The sequence below is a fragment of the Stutzerimonas stutzeri genome (assembly GCF_024448935.1).
In the GTDB taxonomy this organism is placed as follows: Bacteria; Pseudomonadota; Gammaproteobacteria; order Pseudomonadales; family Pseudomonadaceae; genus Stutzerimonas; species Stutzerimonas stutzeri_AO.
On record NZ_JAMOIE010000009.1, the window covers coordinates 46,614 to 69,984 of the forward strand.

The window sequence follows — 23,371 nt, forward strand, 5'->3', positions numbered from 1 at the left end:
CGTGCGGTCTGGCTGTAGCGCACCCTTTGAGCCTGACCGTCTCGCCAACGCGCCGGTTGATCTTTAGAGGTTTTTCCAATCAACAGCCCGCCGTTTGCCCACTGATCGCGCGGTCTGCACCCAGAGGACACTCTCATGCGCTCGACATTGAAGTCGCTTCTTATAGCCGCTGCGGTCAGCGGTGCTGCATCCGCTCAGGCTGCCACGGTGCATATCTACAACTGGTCCGATTACATCGGCGAAACCACGCTGGAAGAATTCGAGAAAGAGACGGGTATCCAGCCGGTCTATGATGTGTTCGATTCAAACGAAACCCTCGAAGGCAAACTGCTCGCTGGCCGCACCGGCTATGACGTGGTGGTGCCTTCCAACCATTTCCTCGGCAAACAGATTCGCGCCGGGGCCTTCCAGAAGCTGGACAAGAGCAAGCTACCCAATTGGGAGAACCTGGATCCCGCACTGCTCAAGCAGCTGGAGAAGAACGATCCGGGCAATGCCTACGCCGCGCCCTATCTCTGGGGCACCAACGGCGTCGGCTACAACGTTGAAAAGGTGACCGCTGCGCTGGGCATCGAGAAGGTCGATTCCTGGGCCGTGCTGTTCGAGCCGGAGAACGCCAAGAAGCTTGCCGGCTGCGGTATCGCCTTCCTTGATTCGGCTGACGAGATGATCCCGGCCGTGCTCAACTACCTCGGCCTGGACCCCAACAGCACCGATCCGGACGACTACGCCAAGGCTGAGGCGAAGCTGCTTGAGGTACGCCCCTACGTCCGTTACTTCCACTCATCCAAGTACGTGTCCGACCTGGCCAACGGCAATATCTGCATTGCCGCCGGTTTCTCCGGCGACGTGTTCCAGGCTGCGGCACGTGCCGACGAAGCCGGAAAGGGCATCGACATTGCCTACGCAATCCCCAAAGAAGGCGGCAACCTCTGGTTCGACATGTTGGCCATTCCGGCCGATGCGCAGAACGTCGACGAAGCCCATGCCTTCATCAATTACCTGCTCGAACCCGAGGTTATCGCATCGGTCAGTGACTATGTGGGCTATGCCAACCCGAATATCAAGGCAGACGAGTTGATGGACCAGGAAGTCCGTAACGACCCTTCGGTCTACCCGCCGCAAGCCGTGCTGGACCGCTTGTACGTCTCCGCAGAGCTGCCCCAGAAGGTCATCCGCCTGATGACCCGGACCTGGACCAAGGTGAAATCCGGTCAGTAGCGATACCGGGCACGCCGGGGCCGATTGCGGTTTCCCGTCGCGCCCTTACACGATGCTGTTCCCCGGCGCCGTCCGGGCCCATTATTTCAATCGGGAGTTCGTGCATGGCCGTTGCCTCCAGCGCCTACAAAAAGGCCCTCAGCGGTGAGAGCCAGAACAAGCAGGTGCTGCTGAAGATCGACCGCGTCACCAAGAAGTTCGACGAAACGGTAGCGGTCGATGATGTCTCGCTGAGCATCCGTCAGGGTGAGATATTCGCCCTGCTCGGTGGCTCGGGTTCGGGCAAGTCCACCTTGCTGCGCATGCTGGCTGGGTTCGAGCGGCCGACGGAGGGGCGGATCTTCCTCGACGGTCAGGACATCACCGACATGCCGCCGTACGAGCGGTCGATCAACATGATGTTCCAGTCCTATGCACTGTTCCCGCACATGAGCGTGGAGCAGAACATCGCCTTCGGCCTCAAGCAGGACGGACTGTCCAAGGATGAGGTAAAGACCCGCGTCGATGAAATGCTGACGCTGGTACAGATGAGCCAGTACGCCAGGCGCAAGCCGCATCAGCTGTCCGGCGGCCAGCGCCAGCGCGTGGCACTGGCCCGCTCGCTGGCCAAGCGCCCGAAGCTGCTGCTGCTCGACGAACCCATGGGTGCGCTGGACAAGAAGCTGCGCTCGCAGATGCAGCTGGAGCTGGTGCAGATCATCGAGCGCGTCGGCGTAACCTGCGTGATGGTCACCCACGACCAGGAAGAGGCCATGACCATGGCCGAGCGCATCGCCATCATGCATCTCGGCTGGATCGCTCAGGTCGGCAGCCCGATGGACATCTACGAGACCCCGGCGAGCCGCTTGGTCTGCGAGTTCATCGGCAACGTCAACCTGTTCGATGGCGAGCTGATCGAAGACGCCGAGGACCATGCGGTGATCGACTGTGCGCAACTGGAGCGGCCGATCTATGTCGGCCATGGCATCAGTACCCGCGCCGAGGACAAGCGTGTGACCTACGCCCTGCGCCCGGAGAAGCTGTTGATGAGCCTGGACAAGCCGGTGCTCGAGCTGGCCGGGTACAACTGGGTGCAGGGCGTGGTGCACGACATCGCCTACCTCGGCGGCCACTCGGTGTACTACATCAAGCTGGAGTCGGGGGTGCTGCTGCAGGCGTTCGTCGCCAACGCCGAACGCCATGTGAAATGGCCGACCTGGGAAGAGCAGGTCTACCTGCACTGGCTCAGCGACAGCGGCGTGGTACTGCAGGCATGAGCCGGGTACGGCTGAACGGCGGGCGCCGACTGGTCATCGGCGTTCCCTTCCTGTGGCTGTTCCTGTTTTTCCTGCTGCCGTTCGCCATCGTCCTGAAGATCAGCTTTTCCGAGGCGGATGTGGCAATTCCACCGTATACGCAGATCTATACGTACGCCGAGCAGCAGCTGCAAGTGGTGATCAATCTCGGCAACTACATCTTCCTCAGCGAGGACGATCTGTACTGGGCGGCCTACGCCGGCTCGCTGCGCATTGCCTTCTTCGGCACGCTGATCTGCCTGCTGGTGGGCTATCCGATGGCCTACGCTATCGCTCGAGCACGCAAGGACCTGCAGACCGTGCTGCTGCTGCTGATCATGATGCCGACCTGGACGGCGATCCTGATCCGCGTCTATGCCTGGATGGGCATTCTCAGCAGCAACGGCATTCTCAACGGCCTTTTGCAGGGCCTGGGCCTGATCGACGAACCGCTGCGCATCCTCAACACCGATCTCGCCGTCTACATCGGCGTGGTGTATTCCTACCTGCCGTTCATGATCCTGCCGCTGTACGCCAACCTGGCGAAGCATGACCTCAGCCTGTTGGAGGCTGCGTCCGACCTGGGCGCTCGCAATTTGACCAGTTTCTGGAAAATCACGGTGCCGCTGTCGAAGAACGGCATCATCGCCGGCTGCATGCTGGTATTCATTCCGGTGGTGGGCGAGTTCGTCATCCCCGAGCTGCTCGGCGGGCCGGAGACGCTGATGATCGGCAAGGTGCTGTGGCAGGAGTTCTTCAATAACCGCGACTGGCCGGTAGCGTCTGCACTGGCGGTGGTGATGTTGGCGATCCTGTTGGTGCCGATCATTCTGTTCAACCGCAACCAAACCAAGGAACTGGAGGGCAAGCTATGAAGCGTTACAGCTTTTCCAACCTGATCCTGTTCCTCGGGTTGTTGTTCATCTACCTGCCCATGGTGCTGCTGGTCATCTACTCCTTCAATGCCTCGCGGCTGGTAACGGTGTGGGGCGGCTGGTCGCTGAAGTGGTACGCGGGTTTGCTGGACAACAGGCAGTTGATGGGCGCGGTCATGCGGTCGCTGGAGATCGCTTTCTACACCGCCATTGCCGCGGTTGCGCTGGGCACCATGGCCGCCTTCGTGCTGACGCGAATACCCAACTTTCGCGGGCGCACCGTGTTTGGCGGTCTGGTCACGGCGCCGCTGGTGATGCCGGAAGTGATCACCGGTCTGTCGTTGCTGCTCTTGTTCGTGGCCATGGCGCAGCTGATCGGCTGGCCCGCCCAGCGCGGCATCGTCACCATCTGGATCGCCCATACCACCTTCTGCTCGGCCTATGTCGCCGTGGTCGTGATGGCGAGGCTGCGTGAACTTGACCAGTCCATCGAGGAAGCAGCGATGGACCTCGGGGCACGGCCCTGGAAGGTGTTTTTCCTGATCACCATGCCGATGATCGCGCCGTCACTGGCGGCCGGTGGCATGCTCTCGTTCGCCCTGTCGCTGGATGATCTGGTCCTGGCCAGCTTCGTCTCCGGTCCAGGCGCAACGACGCTGCCGATGGAGATTTTCTCGGCGGTGCGCCTGGGTGTGAAGCCGGAGATCAACGCCGTTGCCAGCCTGATCCTGCTGGTGGTGTCGCTGGCGACCTTCATTGCCTGGTACATCGGCCGTCGCGCCGAGAAGCGCCGTGTACGTGCGATGCGCCAGGCAATGGATGACAACAATGCCAACCCGACCTGGCGTCAGGTGATCGACAGTCGCAAGGTAATGACGCCACCCACGGCGCACAGCTGACCGGCGCTGCTGGCGCTCAGCGCTCAGCCGTTGACCGCTGGTTTGCCGAGGATTCAGCGACCGGCGAAGGCGCCCAGTCACAGAAACAACCTACCGCGAGCGAGTGCGTCGCCTTGACCTGGCGGCCAGCCAGCACGGCCTCGAGGACGGGCTCGATGAAGCTGTTGTCGGAGCTGCACACGGCCCCTTCGCTATAGGGGCCGATGTATACCAGTCGTCCATCGGCATCCCAGATCCCAACCGCCGGACTGGCGGGCAGGCTGCTGGCCCCCGGCAGATCGGCGAGCGCCTGCAGACCGGCCAGCTGGTCCGGCAAGCGGCCCTGGCTACCCGGCTTTTGCAACGAATAAAAGCTGACGCCCCGCCTACCGAAGCGTTGCACCAGCTCGGCCAGGTGTTGCTGGTTGCCTGCATTGCAGGGGCAGGCCGGATCCCAGAAGTGCACCACACGAACCGGCCCGGCGCCGCTCAGCGGCTCGGGCAATGCCAGCTGATCGCCAAAGAACAGCTCGGCCCGCTCGTTCTCGAACGGTCGCAGGTAGCGCGCCTCGAACCACCAGAAGGCAGCCAGCATGGCGCCACCCCAGAGCAGGGCAACGAGCGCTGCAATCAGATATTTGTTGCGTGCGGACATGATGGGGCTCTTGGATGGATGCACCAGCTTGCCACGTCGCGCTGCAGAGCTGAATATCTCGCTTACTCCTAGCAAGAAAACCGCTCATGCCTTCGCGAATCGATCCCGACGCACTCCGCGCGCAATTAAGCCCGCTTCGCCAGGCGGCCGAGCTTACCGCCGATGCACGCTTCTATCAGGCCTACTATGGGTTGGATCTGCCTCACCACGGCGGTATTCAGCGGCGCCTGGGGCGGTTTCAGGTACACGGTTATGAGGTGGTGGCACAAGCGTGGTGCCCCGAGCAGCCGGTCGCGACACTGTTGGTCCTGCACGGTTACTACGACCATATGGGCCTGTACCGGCACGTGGTGGATTGGGGGTTGCGCATGGGCTTCGCCGTGCTCGCCTGCGACCTGCCGGGGCATGGACTTTCCAGCGGGCCTCGCGCCAGCATCAATGAATTCGATGAATACCAGGCCGTGCTGCAGGGCCTGCTGCACGAAGCCGCAGCGATGAATCTGCCGCATCCCTGGCATTTGCTGGGGCAGAGCACCGGCGCCGCCATCGTGCTGGATTACCTGCTCTGCCAGCCGCTGCACCCGGCGCTGGGGCAGGGCATTCTGCTGGCGCCCCTGGTGCGGCCACGGGCCTGGGGATGGTCACGCTTCAGTTATGAAGTGATGCGGCGCTTCGTCCAGCAGATTCCCCGGCGCTTCAGTGAAAACTCAGGCGATCCGGCATTTCTCGAATTCGTCCAGTTCCATGATCCGCTGCAGCCCGATATCCTGCCAACCGCCTGGGTGGGCGCGCTGTCGCGCTGGATCCAGCGTATCGAAGGCGCGCCCCCCAGCCGGTACAGCCCGCTGATTGTTCAGGGCGAGGCCGACATGACGGTCGACTGGCAACACAACCTGCCGGTTCTGCAAGACAAGTTCGCAGCCCCGGAGATCCTTCGGCTACCCGCAGCGCGGCATCACCTGGTCAACGAGCAGGAAGCCCTGCGCCGTGAATATTTCGGGTTTCTCAGCGAACGCTTGAAGTAGCTCGGCGCGCTGGCTGAGAGGCCGTTTGCGCCTGGGTCTGGTTGCCGCTCAAGCCGACCGCCAGCCCGGCACGCAGGGCCTGCAGTGCTGCGCTGTAATAGCGCTGACCGGCCTCCGACTGGGCGAACTGGACAAACTCCTCCAGTTCGGCATCGGAGAGGTCGCGATAGATATACAGCAGCGTGTTGTCCAGATCACTCTCGACCTGTTGCTGCAAACGCTCGCGTTGGCTGTCCAGCAGCCCCTGCGCCTGGCCACCGCCGAGCAAGCCCGGAATCATCTGGCTGAGGCTATCGGCTGCGACACCGGCCAGCGCCAGGCTGACCTCAGCACCGGCTTCGGCAGCCGGCAGCGCCTGGGCCAGATGACGGATCAACAGCTGCCGGTTGCTGCCGGCCTCCATTCGAGGGATGCCGTTTTCGTATCTGGCCAGCTGCTCGCGGCGCCCGGCCAAGGCCTCGGCCGCGACCACCTTGTGGCCGAGCGGAGATTGGAAGAACGCCAGTGCTGGTTGCGGGTTGGCGAGGCTCTCCCGCAGCGCCTGCTTGGCCCGCTGATCGATGGCGTCAACCGCGAAGCGGCGATTGCTGTTGGTTACCAGCGCCTGGTAAACGGCGGGTGGCAGGGTGTTCTTGTAGCGCTGTTGAGCGGCGGTCAGGGCATCGCTGAAATTGGCGCGTTGTTCGGTCCAGCCAGCGGTCTCGTACAGCTCGTCATAGGTATCGGCGAGGGTGTTGAAGCTCAAAGCAAGTAATACACAAGCGATTAAGGCGCGCATGGAAGCTCCTGTCTGACGGGCAGTTTATTTTCAGCGCCCTGACGGCTGCTGTCGAGGCGCGAAAGTGCTGCTGCTAGACTCCAACGCAGTCCTTTCGGAGTCTCTTCCTTGCAGTTCGTTCCCATCATTGACGACCTCGCCGAGCATGGCTGGTCGCTACGTCATTCGTTCCTGTCAGATGATCTGACCCTCGGTTTGGCAGCGGAGTGCCGCAAGCGCGAGGCACAAGGTGCCCTGGTCCCGGCCGGTATCGGCCGCGGCGATGCGCTGACCATTCGCCAAGGAATACGTGGCGATCAGATTGAATGGCTCGAACCGGGCCAGTCGCCGTTGTGTGACCGCTATCTGGAACTGATGGATGGGCTTCGATTACGCATGAACCAGACGTTGTTCCTCGGTCTGGAAGAGTTCGAATGCCATTTCGCGCTGTACCCGCCGGGCGCTTTCTATCAGACGCATCTGGATCGCTTCCGTGATGATGACAGCCGCTGCGTCAGCACGGTGGTCTACCTCAACCCGGACTGGCAACCCGCTGATGGGGGAGAGCTGCGCATGCATTTCGCTGACGGCTCGCAGCGCGACATTCCACCGCTTGCGGGTGATCTGCTGGTTTTCCTGTCTGGCGAGTTCCCTCACGAAGTGTTGGTCACCCATACCGACCGCCTCTCCCTGACGGGCTGGTTTCGCCGACGTCCTGCAGATGTCCTCGCGCTGTAGCGCAGAGCAAAAAAAGCCCGGCGCGAGCCGGGCTAATAGGGAAGCGGTGTGACCGACGCGCGTTACATGCCAAGCAGGTTCGGCAGCGCCAGGGAGATCGACGGCACGTAGGTGATGATCATCAGGAAGCTGAGCAGCAGCGCAAGCCACGGCATCACGGCACGGATCACCTGAGTCACCGGCATGCCGGTTACGGCCGAGGCGACGAACAGGTTCAGCCCCACCGGCGGCGTGATCAGGCCGATTTCCATGTTCACCACCATGATGATGCCCAGGTGGATCGGGTCGATGCCCAGTTCGATGGCAATCGGGAACAGGATCGGCGCCAGGATCAGGATGATGGCGGACGGCTCCATGAATGCACCGGCGATCAGCAGCACGATGTTCACCACCAGCAGGAACATCCACGGCTGCAGGCCGGCCTCGAGCACCATGGCAGTGATCTGCTGCGGGATCTGTTCGGTCGTCAGCACATGCGCGAACAGCATGGCGTTGGCGATGATGAACATCAGCATGATCGTGAGCTTGCCCGACTCCAGCAGCACCTTCGGGCAGTCGCGCAAGCTGATGTCCTTGTACACGAACAGCGCGATGAAGGCGGAGTACACTGCCGCGACAGCCGCCGCCTCGGTCGGCGTGAACATGCCCGAGTAAATGCCACCGAGGATGATTACCATCAGCAGCAGGCCCCACAGTGCCTTGCGGGCTGAAGACAGCCACTGGCGCAGGGTCGCTCGCGGCATGGCTGGCAGGTTTTTCTTCACCGCGACGATGTAGATCGCGACCATCAGCCCGACGCCCAGCAAAAGGCCTGGCACCACGCCGGCCATGAACAGCTTGCCTACGGAGGTTTCGGTGGCGGCCGCGTAGACCACCATGACGATGGATGGCGGGATCAGAATGCCCAGCGTACCGGCGTTACAGACGATGCCGGTACCGAAGGCCTGCGGATAGCCGGAGCGCACCATGCCGGCGATGGCAATGGAGCCGACTGCGGCCACGGTGGCCGGGGATGAGCCGGACAGGGCGGCGAACAGCATGCACGCCAGCACCGCACCGATGGCCAAACCGCCGCGAATATGACCGACGCTGGCGTTAGCGAAGTCGATCAGCCGCTTGGCGACGCCGCCGGTGGTCATGAACGCACCGGCCAGCAGGAAGAACGGAATCGCCAGCAAAGTGTAATGTTCGGACGTCTCGAACAGCTTGATCGCCAGTGAGCGCACCGAGTCGGGGCTGAAGAAGAAGATCGTCAAGGAGCCGGCAAGGCCAAGCGAAATGGCCACCGGCACGCCGATGAACATCAGCGCGAAGAGTGCCAGGAAGAGAAACAGGATAGTCATTGCTTCGGCTCCTCTTTACCGAGCCTGGCCGCTTCGGCCGCTTCGTCGGCCAGGCCCAGGCCGGTTTGCTCGTTGCGTAGGATGCGCACGAAGATTTCCGCGAAACGAATGAACACCATGGCAAAGCCGATCGGCACGATCATGCCAATGTGCCATTGCTTGACACCGAAGTGGCCGAGGTCTTCGGCGCCGATGTTGGCGGTGAACAGGGCCTGGATCCACGCGAAGCTCGCCACTGTCAGCAGCGCGGCGTAACCGAGGCAGAACAGGCAGGCAAGCACCCCGATGTAGCGCTGCACCTGTCGCGGGGCCAGCTTGACCAGCGCGTCGACCCCGATATGGCCGGCGGTGCGCACGCCATAGGCGAGGCCGGAGAAGATCAGCCAGGCGAACAGGGCCTTGGTCAGCGCCGTGCTCCAGGTCATGGCTTGAGCCATGCCGATCAGAAAATCGCCGATGGCGAAGAAGAAATCTTCAGCGGCCGGAAAGGCGTCGGCCAGGCTGTAGAAAACGGTGTAGAGGTTGTTCAGGACCACATAAACAAAGGTCACCAGAGTCATGGCGGCCAGCAGGAAGGCGATGAAACCCTCCTCGAAGTGGTCCCAGACGCGCCAGAGGGCGTTCATGGATGACATCTCCCGATGGAATGCATTGTTTCGACAGGCGTACGGAACGTGCGCCATGAGCCGGTCTGGTAACCGGTTGACAGAGCAGTGAAAAGGCTTGTTCTGGACAAGGCGGGGGCGCTGATTCAGCTGCCGTCCTGGTCGCGATGTCGTTATGTTTTTCGCTGCGCTGTCGGTACAGCTTTTGCCGAAATGAAGGGAGCGAGTCACCTCGCTCCCTTCCAGTCAGTACTTACTGAGCGTTGGACGCTTCAGCGGCCTTGATCAGGTCAGCACCGATGTCGTTCTCGAACTTCTTCCAGACCGGCTTCATGGCTTCGCGCCACTTGGCACGCTCTTCCGGCGTCAGCTCGAGGATTTCAGTGGTGCCGGCAGCCAGAATGTCAGCCTTGGCCTTCTGGTTCAGCGCGTCAGCCTGCTTGTTCACCTCAACGGTAACCTCGTCCAGGATGGTGTCCAGCTCGCCGCGGATGTCAGCCGGCAGGCCATTCCAGAACTTGGTGTTGGTGATCAGCATGTAGTCGAGCAGACCATGGTCGGACTCGGTGATGTGCTTCTGTACTTCGTGCATCTTCTGCGAGTAGATGTTCGAGTAAGGGTTCTCGGCACCGTTGACTACGCCAGTCTGCAGGCCCTGGTAGACCTCGGCGAAGCTCATCTTGCGCGGATTGGCGCGCAGCGCCTTGAACTGCTCGTCCAGTACGGCGGAGGCTTGAACGCGGAACTTCAGGCCACGGGCGTCTTTCGGCTCGCGCAGTTCCTTGTTGGCGGACAGCTGTTTCATGCCGTTGTGCCAGTAGCCCAGGCCGGTGATGTTCTTGTCTTCCATGGAGCTCAGCAGGCTCTGGCCGGCGTCGCTCTGCTGGAAGCGGTCAACCGCCGCAATGTTGTCGAACAGGAACGGCAGGTCGAATACCTGGACGCCCTTGGAGTAGTGCTCGAACTTGGCCAGCGACGGCGCGATCAGCTGCACGTCGCCCAGCAACAGCGCTTCCATTTCCTTGCCGTCACCGAACAGCGACGAGTTCGGGTAAACCTGAACCTCGACCTTGCCGGGCAGGCGCTCTTCCACCAGCTTCTTGAACATCAGGGCGCCCTGGCCTTTCGGCGTGTTTTCGGCAACCACATGGGAGAACTTGATCAGGACCGGGTCGGCAGCCTGGGCCAGGCCTGCGATACCGAGGGACAGAGCACAGGCGAGCGCTGTGGCAGTCAGCTTGAACATTGTTGCGTTTCCTCTTGTTGTGGATAAGCCGCTGCAATCAGACAGAAGCTGGCAGAAGCTGGGCTGTAACCAGCAAGACAAGTCTAGGCGCCATTGAATAAATCGCCGCGCCGGATTGCGGCTGGGCTTGCCGGTTCATCGAGTTTGCGAGAGCAAGTGCTGTGCCAGATGCGCGCAACGGGCGCCCGCGAGCATGAGTTTACGCGCATGATGGCTAAATATTGATGAAGACTTCTCAGCATAAGGCGTCTGGCTCGCAGGTTTCGTCAGCGTTACCAAGCCAGGGCAAGGCGCCGAGTTCAGCCAGATAAAGATGTCCAAACCATGTCGGCTTTGCTCTGGACGCTACGATTTGATTGCGGTGAGCGGAGGCTTGGCGGAAATCCGCCGTCTATTCGTTATCCTCGGGCGGGGTTCCGCCAGCATCATTGAACACCAGGCCATGCTTGCGCAGCTTGTCGTGCAGCGTCTTGCGTGGCAAGCTGAGGGCCTCGGCAACGCTGCGCAGCGAGCTATGGGGTCGCGCGAGTTCGGCCGCGATCAGGGCGCGCTCGAACGCATCTACCTGCTCGCCAAGCCCGTTGGCTGCGTCGGTACCGCTGGCTTCAGCAGCGCGAGCGGGATCGTCGAGACCCAGTTCAAGCCCCAACGCGAAGCGTTCGGCAGTGTTCTGCAATTCACGCACATTGCCCGGCCAGGCATGCCGAAGCAGTTGGGCACGCTGCTCCGGACGCAGTTCACGGATCGGCAGGGCGTGGCGGTTCGCGGCGGCCTCGGCGAAGTGCTGGAACAGCAGGAAAATGTCCTCGTTGCGCTCACGCAGCGGCGGGATGCGCAGGGGGGCAACATTCAGGCGGTAATACAGGTCGGCGCGGAAGCGGCCCTGGTCGGCGGCGACGCGCAGGTCTTCCTTGGTCGCGGCGATGACGCGGATATCCAGCGGGATCGACTGGTTGCCGCCGAGTCGCTCGACCACCCGTTCCTGCAGCATGCGCAGCAGTTTGACCTGCACGTCCAGGCTCATGCTCTCGATTTCATCCAGGAACAGCGTGCCGCCGTTGGCGAACTCGAACTTGCCGATACGGCGTTTTTGCGCGCCGGTAAAGGCTCCGGCTTCGTGTCCGAACAGCTCGCTTTCGACCACCGACTCGGCCAGCGCCCCGGCATTGATCGCCACGAACGGCCCGTTGCGGCGACTTGAAAGGTCGTGCAGCGCACGGGCTACCACCTCTTTTCCCGCGCCGGTTTCGCCGAGGATGAGCACGTCGGCCTGGGTCCCGGCGAGCGCGCCGATCTGCTCACGAAGGCGCTGCATGGCCGGTGATTGGCCGAGCAGGCGGGTCGACAACTGCTGACGGTCGGCCAGCGCCAGCCGCAGGCTGCGGTTGTCCAGCACCAGCTGGCGTAGCGCGAGGGCGCGCCGTACGCTGTCGAGCAGTGCCTCGCTGGGGAAGGGTTTCTCAAGAAAGTCATAGGCACCGGCGCGCATGGCTTGAACCGCCAGCTGGATATCACCATGGCCGGTAATCAGCAGCACCGGTAGCTCGCGGTCGATCGCATGTAGCTGTTGCTGCAGCTCCAGGCCGTCTATGCCGGGCATGCGGATGTCGCTGACCACCACGCCTCCCCACTCCGCCGGCAGCATGCCTGGAAGGCCGCGGGCATCGCCCAGGCTGAGCACCTTGAGCCCGGCGAGGTCGAGGGTCTGGCTCAGTGCCTTACGCAGATGGGGATCGTCATCGACCAGGATGACCTGAGTCTGCGGGTCGATCGGGTGGCTCATGCTAGTCCTCGCTCGGGAAGGCGACACCGGGGTCGGCGCAATGCAGGTAAAGACTGACCTGCGCGCCGCCGTCTGGATGGTTGGCCAGGATCAGTTCACCGTCCAGGGCGCGGGCCAGGGTATCGCAGATGGCCAGTCCCAGGCCCAACCCCTGGGCGCTGGTCTTGGTGGTGAAGAAGGGCTCGCGGGCCCGTTGCATCGCCTCGTCGGAAAAACCCGGTCCGTTATCGCGCAAGGTCAGCAGCACGCCCTCGCCCTGCCGCTCGGCGCGCAGCCAGATGCGCCGCACCGGTGGGCGCTCGACCAGGGCGTCCAAGGCGTTGCTCAACACATTGGAGATAATCTGCCGTAGCCGCGTCTCGCCGGCCTGAACCCAGAGTGTGGCGCCCGGTAGGTCACGAATCAGTTCTACGCCCATGGCCTGACGTCGCTTGGCCAGCAACGCCAGCGCGTCGTCCAGCGCCGGCTGCAGCGCAATTCGCTCAGGGGCATGGCGGTCGCGGCGGGCGAAGGCACGCAAATGAGCGATGATCGAAGCCATGCGCCCGGTCAGCTCGCTGATCAGTCGAAGGTTGTCGCGCGCCTCGTCGTTGCGCTGCTGGTCGAGCAGGACGCCTGCGTTGTCGGCATAGCTGCGAATCGCCCCAAGCGGCTGGTTGAGTTCATGGCTGATGCTCGCCGACATGGTGCCAAGCGCCGACAGCTTGCCGGTCTGCAGCAATTCGTCCTGGGCGCGGACCAGCTCCTGCTGGGCTTGCTCGCGTTCCAGCACCTCTTCCTTGAGTCGGCTGTTCAGGGCTTCCAGGTCGTAGGTCCGTTCCTGCACGCGGCGCTCGAGTTGTTGCCGCGCCTTGGCATCGAGGGCGATACGCTCGAGGTAATGGCGACGTCGCTGCATCAGCAGGCCAAGCAACAGCAAGAGCGCTGCGAGGGTGGCCGCGCCGATCGCGACGACCGTCTGCACGGGCCGCTCGACCAGGCTGATCGGCGCCAGGATGCGCACCGTCCAACCGGTCTCCTTGAGCTCGCGGCTCTGAATCAGCCAGGTATCGATATCGAGCGTCAGGTCGCGGGGTTCGAGCGTCGGGTAGGGCCGTTCGGAGGCGATCTGCTCGCGTTCTTCGATATCCAGCGCCCGGCTGGCGCGGAATCGCCATTCCGGCTTGGAGGTGAGGATCACCACACCGAAACCGTCGGTCACCATCAGTTGCTCGGGCGTGCTGCCCCATAGCGTCTCGGTATGGTCCAGGTCCACCTTGACCACCAGCACGCCGAGCACCTCGTCGCCGTCGCGCACGGCCGCGCCGAAGTAATAGCCGCGTTTGCCAGAAGTAGTGCCGAGGCCGAAGAAGCGACCCAGCTTGCCGGCCATGGCTTCCCTGAAATAGGGCCGGAAGGCGAAGTTGCGATTGACGAAGCTGTCTTCCTCGTTCCAGTTCGACGCCGCCAGGGTGTTGCCATCCGGTGCCATCAGGTAGATCACATCGGCACCGGTTTCCTTGCGCAGTTGATTCAAAAGGCGGTTGGCCTGGTCCTTGGCGGCTGGGTTGTCGAGCTGACGCAGCGCCGTGCGCAGGGTCGGCAGATCACCGAGGATGCGCGGCAGCACTTCGTAGCGGCGCAACGAGCCGAGCAAGTTGGCGACGTAGAGATCGAGCGTCTGGCGGTTCTGCTCGATCAGCTCATTGCTGTAATAACGTTTGGCCAGTTGCTGCAGCGGCCACAGCAGCGGCGCCAACAACAATGCAACCACGGCCAGGTTGCGCCAGCGAGGACGGCGGGGGAAATCGGGTGAAGTCATGCAGATGCGCCTGTGGTTCGGGCGCCATTATGCACGTCCGACCCGCTTTGGTGCTTGCGGCTGGGTGAGCGGCACGGTCGCCTGGGACGGCGTCGCTGCTATCAGAGGCTTTGCGCAGCCGGTGCGCTGTGCTCCGCCTGAGCATGGGGCATACCGCCAAGGCACTGCTGCAGGGCGGTTTCCCAGTCTGGCAGGGTGATCTGCCAATCGCGCTGCAGGCGCGCGCAGCTGAGGCGGGAATTGAGCGGCCGCTGAGCAGCCGTGGGGTAGTCGGCAGACAGGATCGGCTCTATCCGTGCGCGCAGCAGGCCCTGGCTCTGCAGATGTTGAGCGATCTGGCAGGCGAAGCCGTACCAGGACGTCTCCCCTCTGGATGTCAGGTGATAGAGCCCGCTGGGTCCACCGCCACCGCTGCGCCGTTTGCGTACCATCTCGGCGGTGACCGCTGCGATGGTGCCGGCCCAGGTTGGCGCGCCGATCTCATCGTCGACCACCGACAGCGAGTCGCGCTCCTGGAGCAGGCGCTGCATGGTCAGTAGAAAGTTGCGCCCGTGCAACGAGTAGATCCAGCTGGTACGCAGGATCAGATGGTCGCCGCCTACGGCCTGAATCGCTTGCTCACCGGCCAGCTTGCTCGCCCCGTATACGCTCAACGGAGCTGGTACATCCTCTTCACTGTAGGGCCCGGTCTTGCGGCCGTCGAAGACGTAGTCGGTGGAATAGTGAATCAGCGGTACACCCAGGGCTGCCGCCTCCTCGGCGAGCACACCCGGGCCGATAGCGTTGACCGCGAAGGCTCGCTCACGGTCGTCTTGCGCGGGATCAACCGCGGTGTAGGCGGCCGCGTTGATGATCAGGTCGGGACGCAAAAGTCGAACCTGTCGACGAATCTGCGCCGGCTCGGCCAAGTCCAGCAGCTTGTGACCCAGCGCGAGCACCTTTCCTTCACCGGCCAGCGCCAGTTGCAGCTCCCGAGACAGTTGCCCGGTGCTACCGGTGACCAGGATTTTCATGCAAACAGCTCCGCTTCGCTAAGTAGTTTGCCGCCAATATCTTTCTTCGAAAGCTGGGGCGGCTCGGTGAATGGCCAGTCGATGCCGATCTGCGGGTCATTCCAGAGCAACGAGCGCTCATGGGCTGGGGCGTAGTAGTCGGTGGTCTTGTAGAGGAACTCGGCGCTTTCGCTGAGCACCACGAAACCATGTGCAAAGCCTTCGGGAATCCACAGCTGGCGCTGGTTCTGCGCACTCAGGTGTGTGCCGAACCAGCGGCCGAAGCTCGGCGAACTCTTGCGCAGATCGACCGCGACATCGAACACCTCGCCGGCCACTACCCGCACCAGCTTCCCCTGCGGCTGCTGGATCTGATAGTGCAGCCCGCGCAGCACGCCGCGCTGGGACTTGGAATGGTTGTCCTGAACGAACTGGCGCTTGAGCCCCGTGGCCGCTTCGAAAGCGGCCGCGTTGAAGCTCTCGTAGAAGAAACCGCGTTCATCGCCGAAGACCTTGGGCTCGATGATCAGCACATCGGGAATGTCGGTTTCGATGACGTTCATGCGTCTTCACCCGCCAGCTTGAACAGGTACTGGCCGTAGCCGGTCTTGCCCAGCGCATCGGCGCGGCGCAGCAGTTGCTCGCGGTCGATCCATTTGTGCTGGTAGGCGATCTCTTCCAGGCAGGCGACCTTCAGGCCCTGACGATGCTCGATGGTCTGCACGTACTGCGAGGCCTCCAGCAGGCTGTCGTGGGTCCCGGTGTCCAGCCAGGCGAAGCCGCGGCCGAAGCGTTCGACGCTGAGGTCGCCACGCTTGAGGTAGGCGTTGTTGACATCGGTGATCTCCAGCTCGCCGCGCGGCGATGGCTTGATCGACTTGGCGATCTCGACCACGTCGTTGTCGTAGAAATACAGGCCGGTCACGGCGTAGCTGGACTTGGGCTTCGCCGGCTTCTCTTCGATCGACAGCGCCTTGCCGGTCTCGTCGAAATCGATCACGCCGAAACGCTCCGGGTCCTTGACCCAGTAGCCGAAGACCGTGGCGCCCTTCGTTTGCGCCGAGGCGCGCTGCAGCTTCTCGGTGAAGTGCTGACCATGGAAGATATTGTCGCCGAGGATCAGGCACACCGGGTCGCTGCCGATGAACGCTTCACCGATCAGGAAGGCCTGGGCCAGGCCGTCCGGCGAGGGCTGCTCGGCGTAGCTGAAGTTGACCCCGAACTGGCTGCCGTCGCCCAGCAGGTTGCGGTACTGCGGCAGATCCTGCGGGGTGGAAATCAACAGGATGTCGCGGATGCCGGCCAGCATCAGCACCGAGATGGGGTAATAGGCCATCGGCTTATCGTAGATCGGCAGCAGCTGCTTGGATACGCCCAGCGTGATGGGGTGCAGACGGGTGCCGGAGCCCCCGGCGAGGATGATTCCTTTCATGCGTTCTCCAGGGCGCCGAGGCGCTCACGTTGATAGCTGCCGTCCTGGACGCGACGGCACCATTCGAGGTTGTCCAGATACCACTGCACGGTCTTGCGCAGGCCGGTCTGGAAGGTTTCCTGCGGCACCCAGCCCAGTTCGCGCTCGATCTTGCCGGCGTCGATGGCGTAGCGCAGGTCGTGGCCGGGGCGATCCTTGACGAAGGTAATCAGGTCTTCATAGCGCGCAAGCCCGGCAGGCTTGCTCGGCGCCAGCTCTTCGAGCAGGGCGCAGATGCCGCGCACCACCTCGATGTTCTTCTGCTCGTTGTGACCGCCGATGTTGTAGGTCTCGCCGACCTTGCCCTCGCTGACCACCTTGAGCAGGGCGCGCGCATGGTCCTCGACGAACAGCCAGTCGCGGATCTGCGAGCCGTCACCGTAGACCGGCAGCGGCTTGCCATCCAGGGCGTTGAGGATCACCAGCGGGATCAGCTTCTCGGGGAAGTGGAACGGCCCGTAGTTGTTCGAGCAGTTGGTCACCAGCACCGGCAGCCCGTAGGTGCGCTGCCAGGCGCGGACCAGGTGATCCGACGAGGCCTTGCTGGCCGAATAGGGCGAGCTGGGCGCGTAGGGCGTGGTCTCGGTGAACAGGTCATCGACACCATGCAGGTCGCCGTACACCTCGTCGGTGGAGATGTGATGGAAGCGGAAGGCTTCGCGGCGCTCGGCCGGCAGGCTCTGCCAGTAGGCACGCGCCGCCTCCAGCAGCTGATAGGTGCCGACGATGTTGGTCTGGATGAATTCGGCCGGGCCGTCGATGGAGCGGTCGACATGGGACTCGGCGGCCAGGTGCATGATGGCGTCCGGCTGGAATTCCAGCAGCGCCTCGCTGACCCGCTCGCGATCGGCGATGTCGGCCTGGAGGAACTGATAGCGCGGGTTGTCTTCCACGGCTGCCAGCGACTCCAGGTTGCCGGCGTAGGTCAGCTGGTCCAGGTTGAGGACGCGGTGCCCGGTGTCGTGGATGAGATGGCGGATCAGTGCAGAGCCGATGAATCCGGCTCCGCCGGTTACGAGAATGCGCATGATTGAGAGGCTTCCTTGGCGCGCTACAGAGCTACAGGCTCTTGGCATGTCGGCAGGATAGACCCGCCGAAAATACAAAAATTCCCGCCCGTGGCGCTGAGCCTCGAACGGGTATGAAGGTGACTGACTGCGTTGTTCCGGCAAACCGCTGGCCAGAGCCCTGCCAAGCCTGACAGGTCGATTCGCCTGTTTTGTTCATGAGTTAGCGTGCATGACGCAAACGCGTCTGGGCTCAACCCAGACGTTAGGGTAATTCGACCAAAGCGGCGATACAGGCAAACGGCGAAAATGCGGTAATATCATTCTGATATCAACTGTTGGGTGGCAATGGAATGCACACGGGTAACGAACAGCTCGCCGAGTTTCTGAGCATGACAGCGCGCAGCCTGTCGCAACTGAGCGAGGCCGTGACCACCTTCTCGTTCGAGATGATGGCCAGCGAAGACCCTGCCGTGCGCATCGCCAGCCGCCGCATGGTGTCGCGGGTCACGCAGATCCAATCGAGTTTTGAGCATCAGCTACGACAGTTCAGTGCGCTGACCGGCGTCGAGCACGCTGCGGGCGGTTCGGTGTTCGAGGTCGAACTGCAGCCGTCGCCCGGGGGCGACCCGCCCACCAGCAACGATCACTAGCGCAACGACTGACGCAGCCGCGACAACGCGCCAAGGAAAAACACCGCGCCGATCGCCAGCAGCGCCAGCAGTTGCGGCCAGACCACTGAGACGCCGGCGCCGCGGAACAGGATGGCCTGCGCCAGTTCGACGAAATGGGTGGTCGGTGCCGCCAGCATGATGTGCTGGATCAGCGCGGGCATGCTTTCGCGCGGGGTCATGCCGCCGGAGAGGATCTGCAGCGGCATCAGCACGAGGATGATCAGCAGGCCCAGCTGTGGCATCGAGCGCGCCACGGTGCCGAAGAAGATACCCATCGAGGTGGTGGCGAACAGGTGCAGCGCGGCGCCGCCCATGAACAGCAGCAGCGAGCCCTGGATCGGAATCTGTAGCCAGCCCTCGACGATGAAGCGCAGGGCGAAGGCCGAGGCCAGCAGCACCACCAGGCCCATCGCCCAGACCTTGGCCAGCATGATCTCGAACGGCGTCACCGGCATCACCAGCAGGTGCTCGATGGTGCCGTGCTCGCGCTCGCGGATCAGCGCGGCACCGGTGAGGATGATCGAGAGCATGGTGATCTGGTTGATCACCTCGTTCACCGCGCCGAACCAGGAACGCGTCAGGTTGGGGTTGAAGGCGGTGCGCACCACCGCCTCTACCGGTAGCGCGGCGTCGGCGCGGTAGCGCTGGGCGAAGGCGCTGACCTCGTCGTTGATGATCTGCTGGATGTGCCCGGCGCCGGTGAACGCCTGGCTGACCTGGGTGGCGTCGACGTTGAGCTGGATGGTCGGGCTGCGACCGGCCAGCAGGTCGGCCTGGAAGTCCGGCGGAATGTTCAGGGTGAAGGTATAGGAACCGGCATCCATGCCGCTGTCCATCTGCCGCAGGTCGATGGGGATCGGCGGCAGAAAGTAGGGCAGTTGGAAAGCATTGAGGATGCGCTGCGAAGCCTGCGACTGGTCCTCGTCGACCACCGCCAGGGTGGCGCGGTTCGGCGCTTCGGGCAAGGCGCGGGCGGCGGTGTAGATGGCCAGGGTGAAGGCATAGACGATCAGCACCAGCAGCGCCGGGTCGCGATACAGGCTGCGCAGTTCCTTGATCCCGAGCTGGAAGACGTTGCCGAATGTACGCATGTCATTTTTCCTGCTTGCGCAGGCCGGCGACGCTGAGCAGGGTCAGCAGCGGGATCGCCAGCAGCAAGGGGATGAAGTACCAGTAGAGATCGGCCATGCCCAGCGCCTTGGAGAACACCCCGCGGCTGATGGTCAGGAAGTGGCTGGTCGGGTAGATCCGGCCGAAGAAGGCGCTGGCGCCTTCCAGCGCCGATACCGGGTGGGTCAGCCCGGAGAATTGGACAGCCGGCAGCAGGGTGGCGATGGCGGTGCCGAAGATCGCCGCGATCTGGCTGTTGAGCACCGACGACATCAGCAGGCCCAGGCCGGTGGCGCAGGTGACGTAGAGCAGCGCGCCGATCACCAGGGTGAGCAGGCTGCCCTTGATCGGGATGCCAAAGACGAATACCGCCAGCAGTACCAGCGTGACGAAATTGATCATGCCCAGGGCGATATAGGGCAGCTGCTTGCCAATCAGGAATTCCAGGCGGGTGACTGGCGTGACGTAGAAATTGGTGATCGAGCCCAACTCCTTCTCGCGCACCACGCCGAGCGCGGTGAGCATCGCCGGGATCATCATCAGCAGGATCGGGATCATCGCCGGCACCATGGCTGGCAGGCTCTGCACGTCGGGGTTGTAGCGGTAGCGGACAGCGACATCGACGAGCCCGGCGCCGCGCCCCCCGGCACCGCGCGCCAGATCCTGCAGGTAGCTGGCATGCAGCCCTTGCACGTAGCCCTTGATGGTGTCGGCGCGCATCGGCATGGCGCCGTCGATCCAGAACGCTACCTGTGGGCTGGCGCCGCGCTTGAGGTCGCGGCCGAAGTTGGGCGGGATTTCGATGGCCAGGCTGATGTCGCCGCTGCGCATGCGTCGCTCCAGTTCGTCGGGGCTGGTCAGCGGCGCCTTCTCGATGAAGTAGCGCGAGCCGGCGATGGTCAGCGCATAGGCCTGGCTGGCGGTGGTCTGGTCGCGGTCGAGCACGGCGTAGGTCAGGTCCTCGACGTCCAGGCTGATGCCGTAGCCCATGATGAACATCAGCATCACGGTGCCGAGCATGGCCAGGGTGGCGCGGATCGGATCGCGGCGCAGCTCCATGGATTCACGGCGGGTGTAGCTGAGCAGGCGGCGCATGCTGAAGCGCGCCTGCAGTGCTCCGCTACTCGCGACTTGTGCCGGGCGCTGGCTATCTGATGGAGCGACGGCGCTCGGTGGTGCCTTTGCCGCACTTTCGGCCATGGCGTCTTCGAGATACGCGATGAATGTTGCCTCGAGAGTCGGCAGTCCGCGCTTGTCCATCAGGCCCTGCGGTGTATCGCTGTCGAGCACGCGGCCGGCGTGCATCAACGAGATGCGGTCGCAGCGCAGCGCCTCGTTCATGAAGTGGGTGGAGATGAAGATAGTCACGCCGTCTTCGCGCGACAGCTGCACCAGCAATTCCCAGAAACCGTCGCGCGCCACCGGGTCGACGCCGGAGGTGGGTTCGTCAAGGATCAGCATTTCCGGGTTGTGGATCACCGCCACGGCCAGCGACAGGCGCTGGCGCACGCCCAGCGGCAAGGCTTCAGGCAGGCTGTCGGCCTCCTCGACGAGCTCGAAGCGTTCGAGCATTTCCCGAATGCGCGGCTCACGACGCTCGGCCGGCAGGTGGAACAGCCGCGCGTGCAGGTCGAGGTTCTGCCGTACCGTCAATTCGCTGTACAGCGAGAAGGCCTGGGACATGTAGCCGACCCGCTGGCGGGTCTGCAGGTCGTGGGGGTCCACCGGCTTGCCGAACAGCAGGGCGTGGCCCTCGCTGGCCGGCAGCAGGCCGGTGAGCATCTTCATGGTGGTGGTCTTGCCGCAGCCGTTGGAGCCGAGGAAGCCGAAGATCTCGCCGCGCTCGATACGCAGATTGACCCGGTCCACCGCGACGAAGTCGCCGAAACGCATGGTCAGATCGTGGGCCTCGATGGCGATGTCGTCGCTGGCCTGGCGCGGCGGGATTTCCAGGGTGCGATGGCGGCGGCTCTTCTCTTCCGGCAGCAGGCGAATGAACGCCTCTTCCAGGCTGTCGCTGTCGGTGCGCGTCAGCAGTTCAGCCGGCGTGCCGGTGGCGAGAATCCGCCCTGCGTCCATCGCCACCAGGTGGTCGAAGCGTTGCGCTTCGTCCATGTAGGCGGTGGCCACCAGCACGCTCATCTGTGGGCGCTCGCTGCGGATGCGGTCGATCAGCTCCCAGAATTGCGCCCGCGACAGCGGGTCGACGCCGGTGGTGGGCTCATCGAGGATCAGCAGGTCGGGGTCGTGGATCAGCGCGCAACAGAGGCCGAGCTTCTGCTTCATGCCGCCGGAGAGCTTGCCCGCGGGGCGGTCGACGAAGGGCGCCAGGCCCGTGCTCAAGGTCAGCTCGGCGATGCGCCAGTGGCGCTCCTCGGCGTCCTGACCGAACAGCCGACCGAAGAACTCGAGGTTCTCGAATACCGTCAGTGTCGGGTACAGGTTCTTGCCCAGCCCCTGCGGCATGTAGGCGATGCGCGGGCAGACCGCGCGGCGATGGCTGGCATCGCTCATATCACCGTCGAGCACCTGCACATGGCCCTGTTGCAACTTGCGCGCACCGGCGATCAGCGCCAGCAGGCTCGACTTGCCGACCCCGTCCGGGCCGATCAGGCCGACCATGCAGCGTGCCGGCAGGTTCAGGCTGAGGTCATCCAGCGCGCGGGTCTTGCCGTATTGCAGGCTGACTCCGCTAATCTCGGCGACCAGGGCAGGGGACTGGTTCATTGGCCGACATTGATCTGCAGGTGCGCCGGCCACTCGGCGTCGGCGTCGAGCTTCAGATAGGCCATGCCCGGCAGGCCGGTCTTGACCTGCTCCATGTGTTTTGTCAGCAGTTCGGGGTCGATCCGCGCCTTGACCCGGAACATCAGCTTCTCGCGCTCGCTCTCGGTCTCCACGGTCTTCGGCGTGAACTGCGCGACGCTGGCGACGTAGCTGACCTTGGCGGGAATCACGTACTGCGGCGCGGCGTCGATCACCACCCGCACCTCGGTGCCGATCGCCACGCGCCCGGCCTGGCGCTCGGGCAGGAAGAAGGTCATGTAGACGTCGGCCAGGTCGACCAGATTGAGCAGCTTGCCGCCGGCCGCCAGCACTTCGCCGGGCTGCGCCACGCGGTATTGCACGCGCGCCACCCGATCGGTTTTCAGTTCGCTGTCGCGTATGTCCGCTTGCAGTCGCTCAACGCCGGCTTGTGCCGCCTCGACAGCCGAGCGCGCCTCGATCACCTGGGATTTCGCTGCGGCGATGCCGGCGTCGGCAGACACCACTTGTGAGCGTGCGGCGGCGAGCGCCGCCTGGGCGCTTTGCATCGCGGCCAGGTCATCGTCGAGCTGCTGTCGCGCCATGGCGTTGCGCGCCACCAGGGTTTCGGTGCGTTGATGGCGTTTCTGGGCGGCGGTCAGTTCGGCGCGGCGCTGCAGCACCACGGCCTCGGCGGTGGCCTTCTCGCTCTCGCGCTGGGCGACCAGCGCCTGGGCGGTAAGGATGGCGTTTTCCGCCTGACGCACCTGGGCCCGGGCCTGGTTGAGCTGCGCCTCCAGCACCTCGGTGTCCATGCGTGCGATGACCTGGCCCGGTTCCACGAAGTCACCTTCGTCGACGGTGATTTCGCGAATGCGTCCGCCAAGCTTGGTCGCCACATCGATCTCGGTGGCTTCGATGCGTCCGTTGCCACTGGCGAAGCCGTCGCCGAGCCCGTCCGTGCGCAGCTCCCACCAGGCCAGCAGGCCAATGACGACGAGCGCAACGACCACGAGCAGAATCCGGCGGAGGTTTTTCCGTGCTGGCGCTTTCATGGGTGTTCCTTATGCTGGCGCGATAGTTCGCATGCTAAGCGATTGGCGTGAAGGTTACGCTTGGCCTGAGTCAATAAAATCACCGATTACCGATTTATACGACTGTTTCACCGGAT

General features: G+C 63.4%; 21 protein-coding genes. 7 read left to right on the forward strand and 14 right to left on the reverse strand.

Going from position 1 to position 23,371, the window contains the following annotated elements; genetic code table 11:
- Positions 1–135: 135 nt before the first annotated feature.
- From NA637_RS04325 to NA637_RS04340, 4 genes are all read left to right on the forward strand, one after another.
- A complete protein-coding gene (locus NA637_RS04325) occupies positions 136–1,221 on the forward strand; it encodes a polyamine ABC transporter substrate-binding protein (RefSeq protein WP_256071111.1) in 1,086 nt (361 codons plus the stop codon).
- 104 nt (positions 1,222–1,325) lie between these two features.
- On the forward strand, positions 1,326–2,477 hold the full coding sequence (locus NA637_RS04330) for an ABC transporter ATP-binding protein (protein WP_256071112.1): 1,152 nt from the start codon (positions 1,326–1,328) through the stop codon (positions 2,475–2,477).
- Positions 2,474–3,370, forward strand: a complete 897-nt coding sequence (locus NA637_RS04335; protein ID WP_256071113.1) for an ABC transporter permease subunit — start codon at positions 2,474–2,476, stop codon at positions 3,368–3,370. The genes NA637_RS04330 and NA637_RS04335 overlap by 4 nt, the downstream gene beginning before the upstream one ends.
- Complete coding sequence (locus NA637_RS04340) at positions 3,367–4,269, forward strand: ABC transporter permease subunit (protein ID WP_256071114.1); 903 nt, start codon at positions 3,367–3,369, stop codon at positions 4,267–4,269. The genes NA637_RS04335 and NA637_RS04340 overlap by 4 nt, the downstream gene beginning before the upstream one ends.
- Before the next feature lie 16 nt (positions 4,270–4,285).
- Here the strand turns inward: NA637_RS04340 and NA637_RS04345 are convergent, their stop codons facing one another.
- Positions 4,286–4,903 carry a DUF6436 domain-containing protein gene (locus NA637_RS04345; protein ID WP_256071115.1) on the reverse strand — a complete coding sequence of 206 codons (618 nt, stop codon included), beginning with the start codon at positions 4,901–4,903 and terminating at the stop codon, positions 4,286–4,288.
- A gap of 86 nt (positions 4,904–4,989) precedes the next feature.
- Between NA637_RS04345 and NA637_RS04350 the strand changes: the two genes are divergently transcribed.
- Complete coding sequence (locus tag NA637_RS04350; RefSeq protein WP_256071116.1) at positions 4,990–5,928, forward strand: alpha/beta hydrolase; 939 nt, start codon at positions 4,990–4,992, stop codon at positions 5,926–5,928.
- On the opposite strand, the gene NA637_RS04355 is transcribed toward NA637_RS04350, so the two are convergent.
- Positions 5,909–6,706: a hypothetical protein gene (locus tag NA637_RS04355; protein ID WP_256071117.1), complete on the reverse strand. Its 798-nt coding sequence runs from the start codon at positions 6,704–6,706 to the stop codon at positions 5,909–5,911. The genes NA637_RS04350 and NA637_RS04355 overlap by 20 nt on opposite strands.
- 108 nt (positions 6,707–6,814) lie before the next feature.
- On the opposite strand from NA637_RS04355, the gene NA637_RS04360 reads away from it, so the two are divergent.
- The gene (locus tag NA637_RS04360; RefSeq protein ID WP_256071118.1) at positions 6,815–7,423 is read left to right on the forward strand and encodes a 2OG-Fe(II) oxygenase; all 609 of its coding nucleotides are present in this window, start codon (positions 6,815–6,817) and stop codon (positions 7,421–7,423) included.
- Between the two features lie 62 nt (positions 7,424–7,485).
- Here NA637_RS04360 and dctM read toward each other — a convergent pair whose 3' ends face one another.
- The 9 genes from dctM to rfbB form a co-directional block, all read right to left on the reverse strand.
- Positions 7,486–8,766, reverse strand: a complete 1,281-nt coding sequence (gene dctM, locus NA637_RS04365) for a C4-dicarboxylate TRAP transporter large permease protein DctM (protein ID WP_256071119.1) — start codon at positions 8,764–8,766, stop codon at positions 7,486–7,488.
- Positions 8,763–9,392: a TRAP transporter small permease gene (locus NA637_RS04370; protein WP_256071120.1), complete on the reverse strand. Its 630-nt coding sequence runs from the start codon at positions 9,390–9,392 to the stop codon at positions 8,763–8,765. Before NA637_RS04370 ends, dctM begins: the two co-directional genes overlap by 4 nt.
- Positions 9,393–9,624: 232 nt before the next feature.
- Positions 9,625–10,617, reverse strand: a complete 993-nt coding sequence (gene dctP, locus NA637_RS04375) for a C4-dicarboxylate TRAP substrate-binding protein DctP (RefSeq protein WP_256071121.1) — start codon at positions 10,615–10,617, stop codon at positions 9,625–9,627.
- A gap of 391 nt (positions 10,618–11,008) precedes the next feature.
- Positions 11,009–12,400 carry a sigma-54-dependent transcriptional regulator gene (locus tag NA637_RS04380; RefSeq protein ID WP_256071122.1) on the reverse strand — a complete coding sequence of 464 codons (1,392 nt, stop codon included), beginning with the start codon at positions 12,398–12,400 and terminating at the stop codon, positions 11,009–11,011.
- A 1-nt stretch (position 12,401) separates the two neighbouring features.
- Positions 12,402–14,201, reverse strand: coding sequence for a sensor histidine kinase (locus NA637_RS04385; RefSeq protein WP_256071123.1), 1,800 nt, complete (start codon positions 14,199–14,201; stop codon positions 12,402–12,404).
- A 101-nt stretch (positions 14,202–14,302) separates the two neighbouring features.
- On the reverse strand, positions 14,303–15,214 hold the full coding sequence (rfbD, locus tag NA637_RS04390) for a dTDP-4-dehydrorhamnose reductase (protein WP_256071124.1): 912 nt from the start codon (positions 15,212–15,214) through the stop codon (positions 14,303–14,305).
- On the reverse strand, positions 15,211–15,756 hold the full coding sequence (gene rfbC, locus NA637_RS04395; RefSeq protein WP_256071125.1) for a dTDP-4-dehydrorhamnose 3,5-epimerase: 546 nt from the start codon (positions 15,754–15,756) through the stop codon (positions 15,211–15,213). Before rfbC ends, rfbD begins: the two co-directional genes overlap by 4 nt.
- Entirely contained in the window at positions 15,753–16,625 is an 873-nt protein-coding gene (rfbA, locus tag NA637_RS04400) for a glucose-1-phosphate thymidylyltransferase RfbA (protein ID WP_256071126.1), read from the reverse strand. The genes rfbC and rfbA overlap by 4 nt, the downstream gene beginning before the upstream one ends.
- Positions 16,622–17,692 (reverse strand): dTDP-glucose 4,6-dehydratase, encoded by a 1,071-nt coding sequence (gene rfbB / locus NA637_RS04405; protein ID WP_256071127.1) that lies wholly within the window; start codon positions 17,690–17,692, stop codon positions 16,622–16,624. The genes rfbA and rfbB overlap by 4 nt, the downstream gene beginning before the upstream one ends.
- A gap of 332 nt (positions 17,693–18,024) precedes the next feature.
- Between rfbB and NA637_RS04410 the strand changes: the two genes are divergently transcribed.
- On the forward strand, positions 18,025–18,324 hold the full coding sequence (locus NA637_RS04410; protein WP_256071128.1) for a hypothetical protein: 300 nt from the start codon (positions 18,025–18,027) through the stop codon (positions 18,322–18,324).
- On the opposite strand, the gene NA637_RS04415 is transcribed toward NA637_RS04410, so the two are convergent.
- Genes NA637_RS04415 through NA637_RS04425 form a run of 3 tightly spaced genes read right to left on the reverse strand, consistent with a single transcriptional unit; the run spans position 18,321 to position 23,255 of the window.
- A complete protein-coding gene (locus NA637_RS04415) occupies positions 18,321–19,436 on the reverse strand; it encodes an ABC transporter permease (protein WP_256071129.1) in 1,116 nt (371 codons plus the stop codon). The genes NA637_RS04410 and NA637_RS04415 overlap by 4 nt on opposite strands.
- Before the next feature lies 1 nt (position 19,437).
- Positions 19,438–22,182: a ribosome-associated ATPase/putative transporter RbbA gene (rbbA, locus tag NA637_RS04420; protein ID WP_256071130.1), complete on the reverse strand. Its 2,745-nt coding sequence runs from the start codon at positions 22,180–22,182 to the stop codon at positions 19,438–19,440.
- Entirely contained in the window at positions 22,179–23,255 is a 1,077-nt protein-coding gene (locus NA637_RS04425) for an HlyD family secretion protein (RefSeq protein WP_256071131.1), read from the reverse strand. Before NA637_RS04425 ends, rbbA begins: the two co-directional genes overlap by 4 nt.
- Positions 23,256–23,371: the final 116 nt, after the last annotated feature.

Excerpts from the sequence above, each read along its gene's own strand:
- NA637_RS04325 (WP_256071111.1), top strand. The coding sequence starts at position 136 with ATGCGCTCGACATTGAAGTCGCTTCTTATAGCCGCTGCGGTCAGCGGT.
- NA637_RS04330 (WP_256071112.1), top strand. The coding sequence starts at position 1,326 with ATGGCCGTTGCCTCCAGCGCCTACAAAAAGGCCCTCAGCGGTGAGAGC.
- NA637_RS04335 (WP_256071113.1), top strand. The coding sequence starts at position 2,474 with ATGAGCCGGGTACGGCTGAACGGCGGGCGCCGACTGGTCATCGGCGTT.
- NA637_RS04340 (WP_256071114.1), top strand. The coding sequence starts at position 3,367 with ATGAAGCGTTACAGCTTTTCCAACCTGATCCTGTTCCTCGGGTTGTTG.
- NA637_RS04345 (WP_256071115.1), bottom strand. The coding sequence starts at position 4,903 with ATGTCCGCACGCAACAAATATCTGATTGCAGCGCTCGTTGCCCTGCTC.
- NA637_RS04350 (WP_256071116.1), top strand. The coding sequence starts at position 4,990 with ATGCCTTCGCGAATCGATCCCGACGCACTCCGCGCGCAATTAAGCCCG.
- NA637_RS04355 (WP_256071117.1), bottom strand. The coding sequence starts at position 6,706 with ATGCGCGCCTTAATCGCTTGTGTATTACTTGCTTTGAGCTTCAACACC.
- dctM (WP_256071119.1), bottom strand. The coding sequence starts at position 8,766 with ATGACTATCCTGTTTCTCTTCCTGGCACTCTTCGCGCTGATGTTCATC.
- NA637_RS04370 (WP_256071120.1), bottom strand. The coding sequence starts at position 9,392 with ATGAACGCCCTCTGGCGCGTCTGGGACCACTTCGAGGAGGGTTTCATC.
- dctP (WP_256071121.1), bottom strand. The coding sequence starts at position 10,617 with ATGTTCAAGCTGACTGCCACAGCGCTCGCCTGTGCTCTGTCCCTCGGT.
- NA637_RS04380 (WP_256071122.1), bottom strand. The coding sequence starts at position 12,400 with ATGAGCCACCCGATCGACCCGCAGACTCAGGTCATCCTGGTCGATGAC.
- NA637_RS04385 (WP_256071123.1), bottom strand. The coding sequence starts at position 14,201 with ATGACTTCACCCGATTTCCCCCGCCGTCCTCGCTGGCGCAACCTGGCC.
- rfbD (WP_256071124.1), bottom strand. The coding sequence starts at position 15,214 with ATGAAAATCCTGGTCACCGGTAGCACCGGGCAACTGTCTCGGGAGCTG.
- rfbC (WP_256071125.1), bottom strand. The coding sequence starts at position 15,756 with ATGAACGTCATCGAAACCGACATTCCCGATGTGCTGATCATCGAGCCC.
- rfbA (WP_256071126.1), bottom strand. The coding sequence starts at position 16,625 with ATGAAAGGAATCATCCTCGCCGGGGGCTCCGGCACCCGTCTGCACCCC.
- rfbB (WP_256071127.1), bottom strand. The coding sequence starts at position 17,692 with ATGCGCATTCTCGTAACCGGCGGAGCCGGATTCATCGGCTCTGCACTG.
- NA637_RS04410 (WP_256071128.1), top strand. The coding sequence starts at position 18,025 with ATGCACACGGGTAACGAACAGCTCGCCGAGTTTCTGAGCATGACAGCG.
- NA637_RS04415 (WP_256071129.1), bottom strand. The coding sequence starts at position 19,436 with ATGCGTACATTCGGCAACGTCTTCCAGCTCGGGATCAAGGAACTGCGC.
- rbbA (WP_256071130.1), bottom strand. The coding sequence starts at position 22,182 with ATGAACCAGTCCCCTGCCCTGGTCGCCGAGATTAGCGGAGTCAGCCTG.
- NA637_RS04425 (WP_256071131.1), bottom strand. The coding sequence starts at position 23,255 with ATGAAAGCGCCAGCACGGAAAAACCTCCGCCGGATTCTGCTCGTGGTC.